This window comes from Microbulbifer epialgicus, from assembly GCF_041447265.1.
Classification (GTDB): domain Bacteria; phylum Pseudomonadota; class Gammaproteobacteria; order Pseudomonadales; family Cellvibrionaceae; genus Microbulbifer; species Microbulbifer epialgicus.
This window is the reverse complement of sequence record NZ_JBGMEK010000079.1, coordinates 1-17,858: the sequence shown is the minus strand read 5'-3', so window position 1 is coordinate 17,858 and position 17,858 is coordinate 1. Positions and strand designations below refer to the sequence as shown.

General features: G+C 46.6%; 12 protein-coding genes and 1 pseudogene. 5 read left to right on the top strand and 8 right to left on the bottom strand.

Annotation, left to right across the window (positions count from 1 at the left end; genetic code table 11):
- Positions 1 to 5,751 (bottom strand): FG-GAP-like repeat-containing protein (locus tag ACCI49_RS20295; protein WP_371841030.1); only part of this gene is annotated, 5,751 nt, incomplete at its 3' end.
- A 613-nt stretch (positions 5,752 to 6,364) separates the two neighbouring features.
- Between ACCI49_RS20295 and ACCI49_RS20290 the strand changes: the two genes are divergently transcribed.
- The gene (locus ACCI49_RS20290) at positions 6,365 to 6,574 is read left to right on the top strand and encodes a transposase (protein ID WP_371841029.1); all 210 of its coding nucleotides are present in this window, start codon (positions 6,365 to 6,367) and stop codon (positions 6,572 to 6,574) included.
- Positions 6,575 to 6,719: 145 nt separating this feature from the next.
- Here the strand turns inward: ACCI49_RS20290 and ACCI49_RS20285 are convergent, their stop codons facing one another.
- The gene (locus ACCI49_RS20285) at positions 6,720 to 7,004 is read right to left on the bottom strand and encodes a hypothetical protein (protein WP_371841027.1); all 285 of its coding nucleotides are present in this window, start codon (positions 7,002 to 7,004) and stop codon (positions 6,720 to 6,722) included.
- Between the two features lie 645 nt (positions 7,005 to 7,649).
- Between ACCI49_RS20285 and ACCI49_RS20280 the strand changes: the two genes are divergently transcribed.
- Positions 7,650 to 8,522 (top strand): reverse transcriptase domain-containing protein, encoded by an 873-nt coding sequence (locus ACCI49_RS20280; RefSeq protein ID WP_371841034.1) that lies wholly within the window; start codon positions 7,650 to 7,652, stop codon positions 8,520 to 8,522.
- Positions 8,523 to 8,867: 345 nt separating this feature from the next.
- On the opposite strand, the gene ACCI49_RS20275 is transcribed toward ACCI49_RS20280, so the two are convergent.
- From ACCI49_RS20275 to ACCI49_RS20265, 3 genes are all read right to left on the bottom strand, one after another.
- The gene (locus ACCI49_RS20275; protein ID WP_371841032.1) at positions 8,868 to 9,902 is read right to left on the bottom strand and encodes a DUF2586 domain-containing protein; all 1,035 of its coding nucleotides are present in this window, start codon (positions 9,900 to 9,902) and stop codon (positions 8,868 to 8,870) included.
- Positions 9,903 to 9,984: 82 nt separating this feature from the next.
- Complete coding sequence (locus ACCI49_RS20270; protein WP_371841026.1) at positions 9,985 to 10,656, bottom strand: phage virion morphogenesis protein; 672 nt, start codon at positions 10,654 to 10,656, stop codon at positions 9,985 to 9,987.
- Complete coding sequence (locus ACCI49_RS20265; protein WP_371841025.1) at positions 10,631 to 10,921, bottom strand: phage tail protein; 291 nt, start codon at positions 10,919 to 10,921, stop codon at positions 10,631 to 10,633. Before ACCI49_RS20265 ends, ACCI49_RS20270 begins: the two co-directional genes overlap by 26 nt.
- A gap of 322 nt (positions 10,922 to 11,243) precedes the next feature.
- On the opposite strand from ACCI49_RS20265, the gene ACCI49_RS20260 reads away from it, so the two are divergent.
- A complete protein-coding gene (locus ACCI49_RS20260; protein ID WP_371841024.1) occupies positions 11,244 to 12,071 on the top strand; it encodes a DUF5694 domain-containing protein in 828 nt (275 codons plus the stop codon).
- Positions 12,072 to 12,203: 132 nt separating this feature from the next.
- On the opposite strand, the pseudogene tnpA reads toward ACCI49_RS20260, so the two are convergent.
- Both tnpA and ACCI49_RS20250 read right to left on the bottom strand, forming a co-directional pair.
- Positions 12,204 to 12,533: pseudogene (gene tnpA / locus ACCI49_RS20255) on the bottom strand (IS200/IS605 family transposase).
- 49 nt (positions 12,534 to 12,582) lie between these two features.
- Complete coding sequence (locus tag ACCI49_RS20250) at positions 12,583 to 13,425, bottom strand: PDZ domain-containing protein (RefSeq protein ID WP_371841023.1); 843 nt, start codon at positions 13,423 to 13,425, stop codon at positions 12,583 to 12,585.
- A 1,703-nt stretch (positions 13,426 to 15,128) separates the two neighbouring features.
- Here ACCI49_RS20250 and ACCI49_RS20245 point away from each other — a divergent pair.
- Positions 15,129 to 16,250 carry an alpha/beta hydrolase family protein gene (locus ACCI49_RS20245; RefSeq protein ID WP_371841021.1) on the top strand — a complete coding sequence of 374 codons (1,122 nt, stop codon included), beginning with the start codon at positions 15,129 to 15,131 and terminating at the stop codon, positions 16,248 to 16,250.
- Between the two features lie 687 nt (positions 16,251 to 16,937).
- The gene (locus tag ACCI49_RS20240) at positions 16,938 to 17,327 is read left to right on the top strand and encodes a GNAT family N-acetyltransferase (protein ID WP_371841020.1); all 390 of its coding nucleotides are present in this window, start codon (positions 16,938 to 16,940) and stop codon (positions 17,325 to 17,327) included.
- A gap of 5 nt (positions 17,328 to 17,332) precedes the next feature.
- Here ACCI49_RS20240 and ACCI49_RS20235 read toward each other — a convergent pair.
- Positions 17,333 to 17,858, bottom strand: a 526-nt coding sequence (locus ACCI49_RS20235; protein ID WP_371841019.1) for an IS630 family transposase, incomplete at its 5' end; no start/stop codon positions are given.

The following is a 17,858-nucleotide window of genomic DNA, read 5'->3' as shown; positions in this document are numbered from 1 at the left end:
TCGTGCAATCCAGTCGCTGCCGTCGAAGGCCTGCATTTCAGTACGGATCACGCGGCCGAGCTGATCGTGGTAGGTAATCTGCTCCGGTGTACCGGCTTGCTGCTGAATGGTTTTAAACACTGCACCAGGCGCGCGGCTACAGCCGGAACTACACCATTGCAGGGCGGTATAGATATCCGGTGCAGCCTTGAGGCCAAGCGCAGAAGGGGCAGTAACCTTAACGGCACGGCCAAAGGCATCGTAACTGTAACGAGTGGTCAAACCATTGGCATCGGTGACAGAGTCCGGTTGGCCGAACTTGGCGTTGGTCTCGGTAGTAACCGTATGGCCCAGAGCATTTTTAACCGTTTTGGGGAAGTAACCATCGGCGCTAAATGCAGTAGTTTCTACTACCCGCGTCTGCGTTTCCCCTTCCGCGGAAGTAGTGACCTTGGTGGGCAGACCATAACTGTTGTAAACCGTATCCACCTGGGACCACTTGCCATTGGAGGGCGTGCTTTTTACCCGCTTGGGTTTGCGGGCATTACTATCCCAGGATAGGAAGTCCACTACCACAGATTGCTGTGTATCCGTATTCGCAGCAATAGAAACCCCTTTGCGGTTTTGGATGGATTTTTTGGTCACCGTCTGCTTCGAAGGCTTATTAATCCACCAGTTGGCCTCATCCGCGGCCTCATATTGGGTATCGGTGGTGGAAACCACAAGATGAGAGCTATTGGCCTCCTCATAGCGGTTTTCTGCCAGTAACACATTGCCCCAGGCATCAAAGCTTGTGGTTTGGCTCTGAGTGTACAAATGCGTGCGGCTGCTTCCAGACCTTTTTAGGGTGCGGTGAATCGAAGTCTGTTCTTTAGGGCCAACAAAATAGGGGTCATTAGCGGAAACATTCCACGAATCCGTGAGGGCATCCACCACTACTGGGGAAGAGTGGCCACCCCTGGACCAGAACTGCCAATGAAAACTGGATTCCTCAAAGGCACTCACACCACTAGTATCGGAAGAGCGATCCCCCAGTCCCCATTTACGCTGTGTGTGCAGCTTACCGGCCAGAGGGAATATTTGATGGAAGTCAGACTGGGTTTCGATATCTGCAGCCAGGTCTTCTTCAATAATGGTGTGGAAGCCTTGGAAACCACGGCCTTTATTATTAAATACCGCTCCCTTGTAGCGGTATTGCTTTTTGTTCAGGCCGCCTACGCCATTGGATTGACGGTGCTCTGCCACCACGTACATGCTGGAGGTAAATTCGAAGTGATCATCCTGTACGGAAGACGACAAACTATCCAAGTATCCGCCGCGCTCATAAAAGGGTTTTGCACTGGAATGGTAGCGATCATCTCGGGACGATAAGGGACGGTAGTGCCACTCATCGCGGGCACCGAAGCCGTTTTCTACGGCGACCAGCATGTCGGTGGGTTCATATAGCTCGTTCGCCTGTGCTGACCCTCGGTTCCTTTGAATATAGACACCATCAGAGTGCCCCTCGGCATTGGGAACTGAGCAGCTATCAGCGAAATGCACGCAACCATAGGAATAAACGAAATCCTGCAATCCGTTGCCGAATGCATCAATTACCGCAGAATTATATGCAGTCCCTACGATTTTGGGGTCATATTGTTCTATCTTGTAGCTGCCATCCGGCTGTTCAATAAATTGTAATCCTTCGAAAGCGTATAGGCTGTTATCTACTTTGGAGACATCAAAGTTTTCATAACTTGGGTTGCTTGGAGTCATAGAATTGTAAGCTTCGTAGAGCTCATCACCACAAAACTGCTTTAAGCCACCTCCGTCATTGGCCTTATAGCAACTTTCTACTAATCTTTTCGCAGGATAAATAAGCCCAATTTTGCCATTAGCCCCCCGATCGAATTTCTTAAAGGCATTGACATATTTCAGACCAGTTAAAAATTCAAAACTTCTATCTCCATCAAACTTCTTATTATAAATATACAGCCTAGTTGGGAAAGAGCTATCCATTGCGGCAAATGCCCAGTCAGAAAATATGCCTCCTTTATTCAACTGATAATAGAGACCCGCTTTATCCCCCCGCCAACTTACCCAGTCCTGAAGACCATCTCCATTAATATCCATTAGGTAATAAGAGCGTAAGGCAATCGAGTCATTACTCATGATAGGAGTGGCAGTTAGTGAAGGCACAAAGCTGACACCACTAGGCGTTCGAGCAGTAAAGAGGAACATTGAAGGTGTAAGTTGCGGTGCCCCAACATCGCCAACTCCCCCTACATGCATCGTCGTACCGTGCACTAATATATCTGGAAGCCCATTTCCTGAGACATCCCCAACAAACTCCACATTGTTTCGGTGTGTCCACTTTATTTTATCGTACTTAAAAGTGGTCACAAATTGACCATTTTCTTTATACGGGGCCTGTACATTACCCGTATGGAGATACAAATAAAGCTCATGGTCAGCTAAAGAGATCTCCTTACGAATTTGCAAGTCGACCCAACCATCGCCGTTGTAGTCTCTGGCATCAAGAATGTGATCCGACCCCGGCAATGCTATCGGCGTTGAAAGCCAGGAGAATGATCCATTTCCCGTACTGATACCTATCTGTAACTTACCGGAGGAGATTCTCCAAGTATCAGTTTTTCCATCGTTGTTCGCATCCAACTCTACACATCGCAGACTCCCTGGATATTGCGTGCAACCCTCAGTTTCAGCATTAAAGGTATCGGCTAACTCGCCTTCAGCACTGATAAAATATCCTGGCCAATCTCGGACTCCATCGCCATTAAAGTCCCCCCTAGGAGACAATCGAACAATCCACCTTTCTGCTGGAAAAAGAGCGCTAATTGTTCGACCGCTATTCAGGTGGTTAGCTCCACTATAAGTGGCAGCCCCCAAAATTTCTGTTTGCTTACTCTCTTCGGCATCAGCCCACTTGAAGGTGGTAGGTGCAAAACAAACTTCACTTCCAGAGCAATGGGTTATTGTGTTCAGCAAACTACTCTTTGTGGCACCACTCAACTTGTAATCAAAGCGGTATTCACGCACTTTTTCACCCTGTGAGTAGATAGTTATCTCTTCCAAGCGCTTAGATAAGCGTGTTAGTCCTCCAGCCAAATAACCAGATTCGATATCCGGCCTTACGCCACTGCCGTACTCAAAGCGGATATGGCGATCACCATTCTGCTGATCGTTGCCTGTATAATAGATATCAGAGAGGTGGTATTCGCCTCGTCCAAAACTCTTATAAACGTAGTTAATGGAGTTGCTATTAGGAACAGCGCGATCCTGCTCAAAAGAAATTGCCCACGATTTAATGGTGTTTACGCCCTGAGCAATATGGCGAGAATCGGCATTGTCCCCATATCGGTAAATTCGGCCATTCTTTCGCTCAACCTTAAACCAGGTGCTTCCACCATTGATACCGCCGTATTGCGTAACCCTAACCAGTGTATCTTGCTCAGTTTGATAGACAGATCCTGAAGCCCCGTAGTTTCCAGAGATTACAACCAGTCTCTGCCCATCTAAACACAGCCGGTCTGTGTCTGCATAAAGGACAGGAATCGCCTGACCATCCTGAGCAAAGGTTTGCGGGCAGCGCGTTATTTGTGAGCCTGCACTGTGTGACCACCCTTTGCCAAGCACACCATTCCCCGTACGGCTCGAATAATTCAAGGAGATTTCTGGTCGCATTCCAGCACGACCTGGAGGCAACTCGATAGGAAGCTGATAAGAAGCAGCACCGCCAGATGAACTACCGGTACCTTTGATTACACCCAGCGTTTCTTGATGTGTACTTAACAGTGGCGCGGCATAGCCTGCGTCTAGCAAATTTAAACTGCCAATGGGCTTGGCCCAACCGGGTGCTGTAGGGTCTGGATCAGGAACCGTATAAGTGGTGGTCGCAAAGCCAGAGCACTTGCGATCATCAGGGGTGCGGTTACATGCGCGAACATCAAAAGTATAAGGGCCATAACTACCAATGAGTTGGGAAGCTGTTACAGAAGTATTTGCCGAGCGCCAACCTTCCCCATTCAATCGAAATTCATATTCGTCATCAAAACCGCTTGTAACCTTATCCCAGTTCAGCTGTATTTCATGATTGACCCTTGTAGCGACAAGGTTAGTCGGAGCGGCTGGTGCCGGGTGCTCAATAGCCAGCTTTTGCGAAACAATAGAAGCACTGCAACCACTGCTGTTACACGCTTTAACTTCATACTCGTAGCTCCCATCTGGCTTCAGAGCCGGCTTGTAGCTCCGAGCCGTGCCCCTATCCAACCACTCACCCCAGAAACCATTTTTACTTTCCCTTAGGTAGTAGTGGTCAACTATGCCACTGGCAGGGGACCAATTAACGCTGTAGCTCCCCTCATCAAAATCACCAGCAAAGGAAATACTGAAACTTGCCTGTGGACTGTTTAACACCGACACAGTGGCGCTATTGCTCCAGCTAATGCTGCATCCGGCGCTATTGCAGTTTTTAGTGCGGATATCCCAATTGCCATCTGCCAGACCGGTGACCTGGAAGCTCCCGTCAACGGTCGCGTATTCGGTGTAGCTGGCGTCAGTGGGCCAAGTGCCGCTACCAACTCGCTTCTGCCAACGCAACTTTTGAATGGGGCCTGTGCTTACAGAAGTAAACGCGGCAGAGCCATTTTTGGAGTGGGTATTGCCAATCACAGACAAGCGGGGCTGGCTTGGCACAAGAACAATGTTTGCAGACGTACTTGTCGAGCCAATCGGACTCGGTTCGGTGCAGCTATTTGGGAAGCTACCTTGAAGGCATTCATCACATCCGTAATAATAGTTGTAGCTGCCACTACTACTTACGGTATCCACAAAGGTGGCCCCATCGTTCACTGCAGCCTGATGAATCAGTGTACCATTGCGTTTAAGCTCACAAGATTCAGCCCCTTTCCAGCCAGTATTAAACAACAGGGTTACGGCCCCCTGCCCGGATACAGACTGCACTTTTAGTAACGGCTGGCTCACCTGCACCATTTTCTTAGCCGTGTAGGCGCTACAAGCATTAACCCCCTGGAACACACTACAGGCGCGTACACGGTAGAAATAAGAACCATTTAAAGGTTTACTAAAACTCATCGAGGTTCCCGAAAGCGTCCAGCTACCACTTCTGGTACCCGTTTCCTCAAGAAAATACTGTTGTGCGCCGGATACGCTATTCCAGCTGACAATATAGGAACCACTGGTAGTTGTAGCCGGCGCAGTGAACCCACCCGGCAAAGCCGGCGCGAGGGAGACAGTTACATTGCTCGAGTAGCGGTAACTGCCAGTTTGGCCATTTTCTACTGCGGCAACCCGGTAACGATAAACGCCATTCCCTCGCCCAGGGATAGTTTTGCCAAGCTGCGTACCCGCATATACCTGGGACCAGGATCCACTATTTTTTTGCTCCTGTACCACATAACTGGCTGCACCAGAAACAGTGGCCCAGGAAACGGCTATGCTGCCATTAGTAGAAGTGCTTGGGGTTGTAATAGAACCTGGCGTACGGACAACTGTGAGAGTTTTCTCAGCAGTAAAATAACTGCAAGCGGTGTAACAGGCCCTAACACGATAACGATAGATGCCTGTGGTTTGAGCGGAAACGGATTTACTACGAGCGGAACCATCATAAATAGTGGTCCACCCTCCGCTGTCTTTACGCTGCTGAAGTTGATACTTACCTGGAGACCCGGAAGCTGCCCCCCAACTAATGGTGTAACTACCTGTTGTATTTATTGCCGGAAGAGAAATACCCCCAGGTATTGGTATTGACACTGTAACAGAGAAGCTTCCTCTTTCTCCCCATGGAAATCCAGGTTCAGGCTCTGTACATCCCAAGTTCCCCTGCTGCAAGCAGCCAGCTTCCTTCATAGTCCAGTGCGCAACCCTATAAGTTCCTGGTGAACTTACAGTAATTGTTTTACTCCCACTCGAAGTGCCAACGCTATAACTATTTACGAAATTACCATTTTGAGTTATCCGTAACTTTGCCTTATCGTGAAGGCTAGGCGCTGCGCTATAATTGGCCGTAAATTGCCCTGTGGAGTTCGTGCTGGGGCCGGATACGGAAGCCAATGCTTGAAAAGAAATTAAGATTCCAAAAATCAAACCACAAAGCTTGAACATGAGAACTTACCAACTAAACATAAAGTCCAAAAAATGAAAATCTCTGCTCATGCAGCCGGGAGCAGTTCTCACGAGTATATCTACACGTCGATAACCATCCAAGTACATCGAATGACATGGACTCCTTTGCAAAGTAAAAAACCAAATAAAAGACAGATCACAATAAATTGACAGGTTGCTATTGCCGAACTTGCTCAGCTGTAGTGGTCTAATCCTTCCGGACACTTCGCTAAGATGGTAAAACTACCAAGCGAGGTGAAGTATGACAACAAAAGGTACACGTCGACATTTCAAGCCGGAATTCAAGAAAGATGCCATAGCCCTAGCCTCCGAGCAAGGGTACTCGATTCCTAAGGCTGCTGAGGCTGTAGGAACCACTGCTAACAATCTGCGACGCTGGATAAAAGAGCGGAAGCAGGAAGAGAGCGGAGTAAGGCTGGATGCCGGTGAGCGTGCTGAATTGGATCGATAAATAAAGCTGGCTGGCAGCCATCGTTATACGTCCATCCTGAGCCATTGATTTGCCTGTGCTTGAGCTTATAACGATGAGTAAGGTATAAGAGAAATATCGGCCCCCAAAATACTGCAAAGATTTTTGCCACTTCCATAGTCCAACCTCAGTAATTAGATTTAATCCCTGCCCTCTTCCAGCCCTTGCCACCTCGTGGGCCTTTGCTATCTATCGCTAGTCCATAGACAGTTAGATCATGCATCCAAACAGGTATGTCGTCCTTATATAGAATTGAGAACGACGCAGGCCGTTCAGAAACAACTGCATAGACCTTATTGAAATTGATATGATCGGATCCATAATGCTGAAATAACTTGTCAGCCAGCCGCTGAGCCTCCTGATTCCCTAAAATCTTCGCAGGAGCAAAAACAGGCCCATTATCGTCCGTCATATTCCTATAATCTCCTTTTCCTTAGCGCCAGGGAGCATCAGGTGAAACTGAAAATCCAGCTCACGATATAATTAGTCGTAATCAAGGCGGCTGTAAGCATTAAAGTACCTGTGACCGCCAGTACAAATATTCCCTTCTTAAGTCCCCACTTACCCTTTGCCAGATTCAAATAACGCCCCAAACTAGCGGCAGGAGCCATATATCCGGACCCGGATGCGACAGGTTAGATACTAAAAAAACGCAAACCATAACATCAGGTTTGCTTGAAAATGCCTAATTATCTCAAAGCAACCCAAGGCCGGTATAATTACTGAACAGCGCTGTCTGAGCATGATAGAGCAGATAGAATGGATTCTGGACCCCTAGCAATTATAAAGCTGCTTTCCCCAGGGGGTTACTTCAGATGAGTCATAGAGCTGAGCTCTATGACTCATCTACTGGTCGTTTTGTGAGTCATAGACTTTACAGCACCCTAACTGCGACAACTTATGGGGAACGAATACGCCAACTTATGGACCCCAAATAGGGATTCAATCTTCTAAAAGCACCCCAAACTGAGCTTTGACACAAGGGCTTGTTGCGCTAACGGTCTGAAGTGGTAAGTGATCTGATTTCTATGAGCTCCAACAAACCTCAAATGTTGCGATTTGTACTGATAACACGCTTAAAAGAGAATCAAGTCCAGCTATAACCTACGATAAAGGCTTCTTCGATGATCAGCTGGATCACGGCTGGCTACTGCGCATGCTAGCTCTTCGCATCGACGACAAAGCCCTGCTGACACTGATTATGCAGTGGCTTAAGGTGCGGGTGCAAACCCTAGATGGTAAATTCAGTAAACCGGCAGCAGGCACCCCGCAAGGGGGTGTGATCAGTCCGGTACTGGCGAACATCTATCTGCACTACGCCCTGGATTTGTGGTTCGAGAAGAAGGTCAAACCGCGTATGCGTGGCAGAGCCATGCTAATCCGCTACGCCGACGACATTGTTGTGGCCTTCCAATTGAAAACGGATGCAGAGCGCTTTTACCGGGTGCTACCGCGACGGCTGAACAAGTTTGGCCTACAGTTAGCTCCCAAGATAACGCACCTGAAGCGGTTTAGCCGCTTCCATCCGGGTCGAAAGAGACGGTTCCAGTTTCTGGGTTTTGAGTTCTATTGGAGTCTGGACGTCAACCAGCGCCCCAGGCTCAGACGTCGCACGGCAGCGAAGAAACAGAAGGACACAATGGAAACGCTCTATCACTGGATCAAAGCCAAGCGCAGTGAGCGTCTGAGGGAATGGTTGCCTATCCTGAAGCGCAAGCTAGAAGGGTTCCAGAACTACTTCGGTCTGCCAGACAACAGTCGAAACTTGTCCCGTTTGTACAGCTATGTTCTACACAGCATACACAAATGGCTCAATCGGCGGAGTCAGCGCAAGAGCTATAACTGGAATAGTCTAAAGGAAATGCTGGGATATTTTGGGCTAAAGCCACCGCAGGTATACAAACGCAGTATACTTGTGGACTGGTATTAGGGTTCGTGCTTTACACGAGCGAATATATTATTGAAGAGCCGGATGCGGTAGTTCCGCACGTCCGGATCTGCGTGGGGGCAGTTAGGGTAACCGGCTGTCCTACCACTACTGCAACTTTGGGTGTGGCTGGGTCCAGAGTCGCAAGAAGCAGAACACAGCCCTACTGACCGCGGTAACCCCTGGCGAGATAAAGCCGGGGATAATTGGGCTACTCCCTCAGTAACGTATTATCTCTCATTTAAAATCATATGAAAATCAATGAGTTAAGACTTGTTCTGGAAGATTTTAGTTCGATTCCGACAGATTCCCATAAAATATATATTCACCAATCAAATAAAACCGAAATCAGCCGCCGTTGCTCAGGTCCAACGCAATATTAGCGGTAATGGATTTTGGCGAGTTGTAGGGCGTGACCTTCAGATAAACTTCAACCTTGTCGCGGGTGGGCCAAACAATTTCAATATCTCCATCCTTGGGCGGTTTGATTTCTCCAGGAAACTCATCTGTCCCGATCCGGATACTGCGCGCCATCTCCCGCAGGGGACGGGAAAAGTAGGTTTTGTTTGAGGCGATAGAAATCGTGGTGCTGTTTAACTGGCTATTACCCACCCGAAAGATGGCCAACACCCGGATAGCCCGCGCCGCCTTGTCCACTACGCGCAGATTCTCTATAACCTGATAATCCCCGCCCTCAGCGTCCAAGAGGTTGCAGTCACCCCAGCAGGTGCCCGGATAATCTGGATAGGTTTGTGGTACTGACAACCTCAGCGCGTCCAGGCTGGATGACATGGCGTTGTCCAGGGGTACACCGTCCTTATCGTTGGTAACCGATCCCAGCGACAGTACAGGCCCTGTGGCAACCCGCATTGGAGTAGCGGCAATTCTGACCGCACGATTGCACAAGCGCCCGACCAATACCCCCAAGTTGTTTCCATGCAATAGGGGAGCCGGGGAAACCCTATAGGCGTTGACTGGATCTACAATGGCCGCCTGTGCCGCCAGATAGTCACTCCAGGTTTGGCTGGTGTCATCGATGCCGGGGGTAGCGATTAGGATGCCCACGCGGCGGCCCAGGCTGGTTCTAATACTCTCAGCCTTAGCAAAGGCAACATTCAAATCATTAGAGACTAGGGCCTGGGTGCAGGCGGCCACCAGTTCCTGCGAAACACTCTGCATAGCGGTATCCAGAGCCGCTTTCCAATCGTCGGACACATCCAAGGGCAACGCCCAGGCTTGCCAGTTCTCACCGCCGTTCGCTTGTGCGGCCATCACTTGGGTTTTCAGTTGGGAGTCATTCGCGCCCAGCAGTTGATCCAGGTCGCTCTGTGAATTGAGTGCGACCACCGCCCCTTTGTTGGTATCGCCTACGCCGAGAAACAGTGCCTTGCGTTCGATTTCATCAAAGCTGCCCTGCCCTAAATCAGGTTATTAACACCTACTTTCCCCAGTGCCATTTGGCCCCCTATACGCTGTAAATGCGTCCGCTTGTTTCATCAAAAAGTTTGCTGGCCAGTTCGGAAATTTCCCGCTCTGTCACCCCTAAAAAGCTGCGTTCCGGTAATTCGATTACCCAGCGGCTTTTGCCGGGATCGTCGCGCAGCTTTCGTAAAATCAATCCCGCTTGCCCCAGGCTGAGGTTTTCCGTTATCCAACGGATAGTGGGTTTCTTTTTTCGCCCACCGGGCAAGCGCACCTTGTAACCTTCCTTCTTCAGTGCCCGCGCCTGATATCTTGTTGCCGGCGCTTGGTAGTCCGGTTGGCCATAGACCTTATTGGCTTTCTGGCTGGTCCACTCTTCCGGCTCGCCGTACTGGTGCTGGTGGGCAATCTCGGCAGTTTTACCATCAGCAAAAAACACTTCACCACCCAATTCCACGCCGCGCGCACTCATCCGTTTACTCAGGCCCCGTAACATTTTTTTACGGCCCTTTTTATGGCTCTCCTTGCGCTTCTCCCAGGCGTTGCCGTCCAGGGCTTTCTGTTCGCGCAAACGCTTGCGGCTATAGGTGCGTACTTTGCGGGCGAGCGTGCCACCCAATTGCCGTTGCTTAGCCGGCGGCATCTTCAGCAGCTGGAATTGCTGCCGTGCCTTGATATATCCGCTTAAATCAATCTGCACGGCTGTAGGGCGCATCAGTGGGTAGGGTCTTATTATCGCCTACCGCCACTTGGTTTGGTTCATCGATCGGCACCACCGCCACCGCATAGCGTTGGCCCCGGTAAGTAATCGGGCCATTGTCATCCAGGACTAAATCGACGTTTTCTAAAAAGCGGATTGTGATTTCTACATCCACCAAATTTTTATCAATGGGTGTGACTTCAATCTCCGGTTCGGCGAGTTGGTATTTGTCCCTGTCCTTGTCGTGCTCCATTAACCAGGTTGTGACCAGTGCGAACATCAAGGCCGAATCGCCCCGGTATTCTTCCAATAAAAAACCGCGTCATATTCCGCACGGCTTACCCGAATACCATTACCGAGATTCTTACTTGCTAAAGCCAGGCGCCCGTTTTCCATCCAGGCTTCCAGTTTTCTTTCCGCAACCAAATTGGCGGAAAGTAAATACTCGGTTGCGTGAGAATAACCGATTTCATGATGTGAAACAGATTTCTAATCTTTGCTAAGCGCTCACACTTTCATTATAATTAACTCCCCAAGAAGCCTCGATTTTACCAATAGAAGCTCTATGGTCGCTTATATAAAAGTACTGAAAGGATTTAAACTTGAAAAATATTTTTAAAGCGCTATTTATCCTAACTACTATTACAGCTTGCAACGCTAACCGAGCACAAGAAACTTCAGTTGAATCAATGAGAGCGGATAAACCTGCAAAAGTTATGATGCTTGGAGTATTTCACTTTAGGAATCCAGGCCTAGACCTTATTAAATCTGATCAAATTAACGTGCTCACCAATGAGAGTCAGAGTTACATAAAAAGACTTACAACTGAACTTGGCAAGCAAAAACCAACTCACGTATTGGCTGAGTGTGAACCAAGTGAACAGGATAGCATCAACGAAAATTATAAAAACTACATAGATGGACTTTATCAGCTCAACAGCAATGAGACGGAACAGCTTGGCTTTCGTATAGCTAAAACTGCAGGGCTTGCCAATATAATTTGTTATGATGATATGCAAATTCATAACAGGCAGTGGACGACTAGAGCATATATGGAAGGTGCCGATCCATACAGGTATGAAGAACATGCCGACTTCTTAAAAGAGTTTAAAAGAAAAACAGATGAAGCACATAAATCTCTCTCATTGAAGGAGCTTCTAAAGCTTACTAATGATATTGAACATGACAAGCTAAACATGAACCTTTCTATTAGGAATAATGACGTAAAGGCAGGAAATATTTATTTGGGAGCTGAAGGCAATGCAAGTTGGTGGCACAGAAATTTCCGCATGTATGCCAATATACAGAAAGTTGCCCAGCCTGGAACCAAGGTCATAATTATTGGGGGTCAGGGCCATACCGCCATTTTGAAAATCCTTTTATCTGCAGACCTGCAACGACAAGCCTGGGACATTAACGAATATCTATAAATTTCCCTATATACTAAAATTCTCTACATAAAATTAACAACCACCCGCATAGCGGGTGGTATGGTGAAGGCCCCCCAGGGGGGCTAGTTGCAACCCTGCCAGTTGCATCTGCTCCTGCCGGCGTTCTTCAACCTATAGATTCTTTATGTACTCTCGAATCATCCGCTCATCAAGCCCCACTGTACTCACGCAGTAACTCCGAGCCCAAAAGTGTCTTCCTGTGAAATTTCTCTGCACATGCTTGTACTTCCGAAATATCTGAATCGCTCATTTCCCCTTCAGAAAACCAATCGTATTGGAAACACTAAACTTCGGAGGGATCATTAACAGCAGATGAATGTGATCCCTCATTGCGTACCCCACGACCAACTCAATGCCCTTTTGACGACATAAGTCTCGGAAAATCGCTCCAATCTCCCACCTCAATGTCTCAAATAACACTTTCTTTCGATACTTGGGCACATAATAACGTCTCTCGTAATGTTAGTGGTTGCTGATTTATGAGGGTGCTTTATTGAAGCGGAACACCATCTTCAGCGCTCAATATACCCAGCGGGCCGCTAGATATATATACTATTTCTGAAACATCCTTTCCTTTTCGAACGATTTCTAATGGGATGTTCTGTCCAGGAGGAATGTCTTGTATCCTTTGTCGAAGATCATAAATTGTTACAACTGGAGCACCATTGTAAGATAATACTTGGTCGCCTTGCTTCAGGTTAATTATACTTGCCGGAGAATCAGGTAACACCTTTCCAATTGTCAACTGAGGCTTCATCCCAAGTGATTTTGTGTATAAATCAAATTCTGCCTTACTTAGCATTTTGGACATAACGAGGAAGGGAGAGTTATACGTTTGAAGCTCTGCTGTTAACTCTTTAGCTTCTGATGAAGAAGGGTCGGATAAATATCGTAGCTTATATGCTAATTGCATCTGATCATATTGGAGCCTATCCCAAAGAGATAATACATATTCCGCTCGTTCTTCGTTAAAGCCGACATCAATAAGCCTTTTCAGTTCATGCTTTCTCAAATCAACGATGGTAGAGCGGATATCGTTCGGATAGTTCTCGGCCGACCCTTCTGAATATAAAATTTCTGAAGGCAACTCCTTTATGTCATGATTTCCACTATCTGCATCAGCTATAGAATTTAGTTTATCAATATCCTTTTGTAGAAGCTGTTGAGCGCTGTATATCTCTTCAACACGATTCTCAAGTGCAGACAATTTTTCATCAATAACACTTCCACTTTTAGAAAAAATAGCATGAGCCCAATCTTGAACAGGAAAGATAATTACAACCAAAATAAATATAAGGCCAAATACTCCTAGTATTAGCTTACGGTTACTCACAGCCAAGCTCCTTGTCATATTTTTGTTATACAAAATAAACTGTATCTAATGATTTTCTACTAGAAAATAACTCTAATCATCAAGATTAAACTAATCATAAAGTACTATGTTCAATGTTAATTTTTAGTTAACTTTTAACCTAAAACAGCAAGCCATACCAATTTCCCCGAAGCACTTCGTGGACTTTTAAATGATATTCAAATTATACTGATGTATACCGTTTCTCAGTAATTGGGAATAACTGGTAGACTGCCATTTAGAACTAATATGGCGACATGAAAGAGCGCACTCATCCTCCACTAATACCCCACCCACTTTATTGAGTACTCGGTATCGCTATAAGTTCCCGTCACAGTATCGAGTATTTACTGCCAGGAATAAGACTCAGCTTTCTTAGATTCCCCAATCTCTTCTGCCAGCTCCATTGTCGCCTCTTCAGTAGGCGCGGAACCTCTGTAACTCTTTGCTCTACCTTTCATTAGGTGGATCCTCACAGAAAAAATTTCATATCTGTTTATATTCTTCCAAGATTGCCAACATAAGTGACACACGCTTAACCCACCAAAATTTCCAGTGGACTAAACACGTTCTTTAGTCGAGCACTTATGAGAAACACTGCATCATCAATATGGCTTTTTGATACCTTGCCAATTTCCATTCCTTTCGGGAAGAAGTGCCTCAAAAGACCAATTTTGTTTTCGTTCAGCGCATGCTACTGGGAGTGGAATGGTTTTGCAAAATATATACTTTACCTCCAAGTTTCTACGCGATCGACTGATGATCCAGAAATTCACCTCTATTATCGAAGGTTATGGTTTTACAGATGGATTTATATGACTTCAACATCTGCTTGATTGCCCGACACACTGTCTTCTTGCTCTTATTTGGGACTCAGAGAGTGGGCCATAATTTGGAGACTCGCTCAACCAGTGTCATCAGATAGCCATCTTGATCATAAACTGTATCACCCTCTCTGTGACCGACCTCAGTGTTTTCATCGACAATCCAGGCCTATGATCAATATCTATGCGCTCTGATATAAGCTTTTGCTTGCCTCTGAACTCGCCTGTTTACGGTAACGTTTGCTTTTCCTCGCCAGATGCGACCTCCGGTTAAGTCGACTGTTCCAGTGGTAAATCGTAGAAAAGCTAACCATTTCTCATACCGCTCAAGCCGCATTCGTCCAAGGATTTTACAGGACTTACTTTTTTAGATAGTAGTCAATTTTTCTTGTATAGAAAAGTCGAGCTTGGCTTGCTTAAGGGTCCTGTACCACTGTTGCGGCCCCTGATGCAAAGTATAAGGTCTGCAACGATGATGCTCACTAGAGATTGCCTTATTGGATTGATGGTGGTGTTGTATAGGGGCTCGGGCTGAATAGTTCCGTCCAGTGAGCACTGCTATCTGGTATCGTTCTTTCAAGGCTAGTTGGTTGGTACGAGTTCCCATGAGGTTCCTGGCTTGTTTGTGTGGAAGCTAACCAGCCTACAGCTGGCTGGCCTCTCTCGTTATCGCCAAGTGTGTCGGTTACTATGGGAGTCTAGGCAGTAGATTTAACTTGGCACACCCCCTACTTTACCAATAAGCTATTGCCCACACCTCAAACCCTCCTGAATAAAAATCTGAGGTTTGTAGTTTCGTCCAATAACTTAAAGACATCTATTTAAGATAAAAGAAATAATCCACCAACAAATAGGTCAAATATGTACTTGAGATTACTTTCTACAATCGTTTTACTATTTTCACCGATCTATGTGACCGCGAACAACCCCACAAATATTGGAGTAGTATCCCTAAATTATATTGATACAAGCAGGCCATCCTGGGATGGCGAGGGGAAGCGACCTGTCACTTCTCACTTGTTTTATCCTACCGCCGAATCTCATAGCGAACCTTTGTTACTGGGGCAGCCAGGTAAAGAGCTATTCAATGCTAGAGAGGTGGCTTGGGCAGCTAAACCACTTCTCAATGAAAAGATGCCTTTAATACTTATGTCCCATGGAACTGGTGGGTCCGCCCTACAAATGCTCTGGATTGCCCAGCGCTTAGTCGCAAACGGGTATCTGGTGCTTGGCGTCAATCATCATGGTAATACCGCAATAGAGCCTAAAAAATACGCTGCGGGTTACACGTTATGGTGGGAGCGAACGCGCGACCTCTCTTTTGCCTTAAATTCTATCCTGAAGGATGAGAATTGGTCACAGCATATTGACCCCAGCAAGATTGGCGTTGTGGGTTTTTCTTTAGGTGGTTATACCGCACTCTCTGCTATCGGAGGCATCACTGATAGATCACTGTTCAAGGATTTCTGCAGTAGCCAGAAGAGAGATTTTACTTGTGAGGGACAGGCAGAGTTCCCAAATATCAACGAAGCCTTCAAAAAGGTGGAGAATAATCCTTACATAAAAGCTTCCTTATCAGAACACGGAAGTTCTTACAAAATCGATCAAATTTCCGCAGCTTATATTCTCTCTCCAGCCGTTTCCCAGGCGCTAACCCAGGAAAGCCTAAAGGATATATCTATTCCAGTATCAATTGCCGTAGGATCCCTCGATAGCGTTGCCCCCAGTTTAACCAATGCCCATAGGGTTGCATCTTTGATTCCGAGTTCTGAGTATAAGGAGATAGAAAAGGCTAGTCACTACACCTTCCTATCTACTTGTACCCCCCTCGGTAAAAAGTACTTAGAAAGTCTTTGTGAAGATCACACTACCCTTGAGAGAGCACAAGTTCATGAGAGCTTAAGCCTGGATATACTTAAGTTTTTTGATCAAAAACTTAACCAAAAAGAAAAGCAAAAAATGGCAACATATAAAGAGAATTAACTTTTCTGCTCTCGTTACTTTAAGAAGTAGGTTTGCAAAATACTCTAAGAGAGATTGCTGCCCATGAAAATTAAGAGTGTAAGGCGGCCATATTATATAGATATGGAGCTAAACCATAAACGATGAGAAAAACGCGGTAGACCGCCCCTGGAAGTGGAGCTTTCTGTGGTTCACACTCAGCCCCCGACTTGGATATCGTCTGAAGGTAGCGAGTAAGGCCCTCTTCCAGCTAAAGCATCTGAGTCGCTGAATGAGAGACCATCAACTGTCGAATGTCATCGCTGATATATGAAAATACCTGCTTGGTTGGAAAGCGTACCTCGGTATAGCGGAAGTGCCGAGCCCACTGTGGGGATATCGACAAATGGATTAGGCGAAAATTGCGCTGTTATATCTGGAAGCAATTGGGACGTAGCGTTTATCTAAAACTGCAGGGTCTAAGTATCGATCGTTGGACGGTATGGAACACGATGAAATCCGCCTAGGCACCTGGTGATCAAGTAAGAGTCCGGCCCTTTAGAGGGCATTGCCGAATCGATAGTTTGCTGACTTGGGGTTGCCATCATTGGTAATGAGATAAGAAATGAGGGGATGAACTGCCGTGGTACGTGACCCGTAGGTCCGGTGGTGTGAGTGGAGGGGCGCAACGAGGTCTCTCCCTATCCCGATTAAGTGTAAATCAAAGTTATGAAGATCGTTAAATACACTCATAGGTATAAAGAAGCGTGTATAACGCTATTTCGGAGTAATTCAGATAAGTATTTCTCTGATGAAGAGCTTAGCGAATTCGAGGCCTACTTAAATAAAGATGCAGGTTATAAGCCCTATTTTATAGTTTTAAAAAACAATGAAGTTATAGCGTGTGGTGGCTACGAGAAAAGTGGTGGGGTAGTCGGGCTTTGTTGGGGGATGGTGCGCAGAATCAATCACGGCCAGTCAATTGGCACGCTGTTATTGGAGTTTAGGCTGGAGAGTATTTTAGAAAAGTATGGAGACTGTAAAGTGTCAATCGATACGTCCCAGCATACAAAAGGGTTCTACGAAAAGTATGGTTTTATTAACCCGGCGGACAAATAGTTCGGTCATGCTGCGTACCTAATTGACTCGTGTCGAAAGTAGGCTGCTACACGCGCGGGCTTCTTTTGTAACATTCTCATGTGAGAAAGCACTTTGCTTTTCAGCTTCTCCTTGGATCGGGCTGGCATGCCACTGTGAACGCCCCCTTTAAGGTCGCAATTCAAATACTCATCTGGATTCAGTTCAGGTGAATATGATGGTAAATAATAAATTTCTATCTCATCCTCGTGCTCTGCCAGCCAAGCTTTAACAACTCGTGCATGATGTACCCTAAGATTGTCCAGAATGAGGTAAACTTTACGGCCCGCTGTTTTGATCAATCGCTTAAGAAAGTCAATCAGCCTATCGGCATTCATACTTCCTTCGTAAATTTGAAAACGCACTGTTCCTTGATTTGTAATCGCGGATATCATATTGAGTGAAGTACGCTTTGCATTCAGCTTCACAATGGGTGTTTTTCCTTTTGGCGCATAGCCTCGCTCATGCTGGCAATCGCTGCGAATGCCTGTTTCATCGCCCCAGTAAATCTCT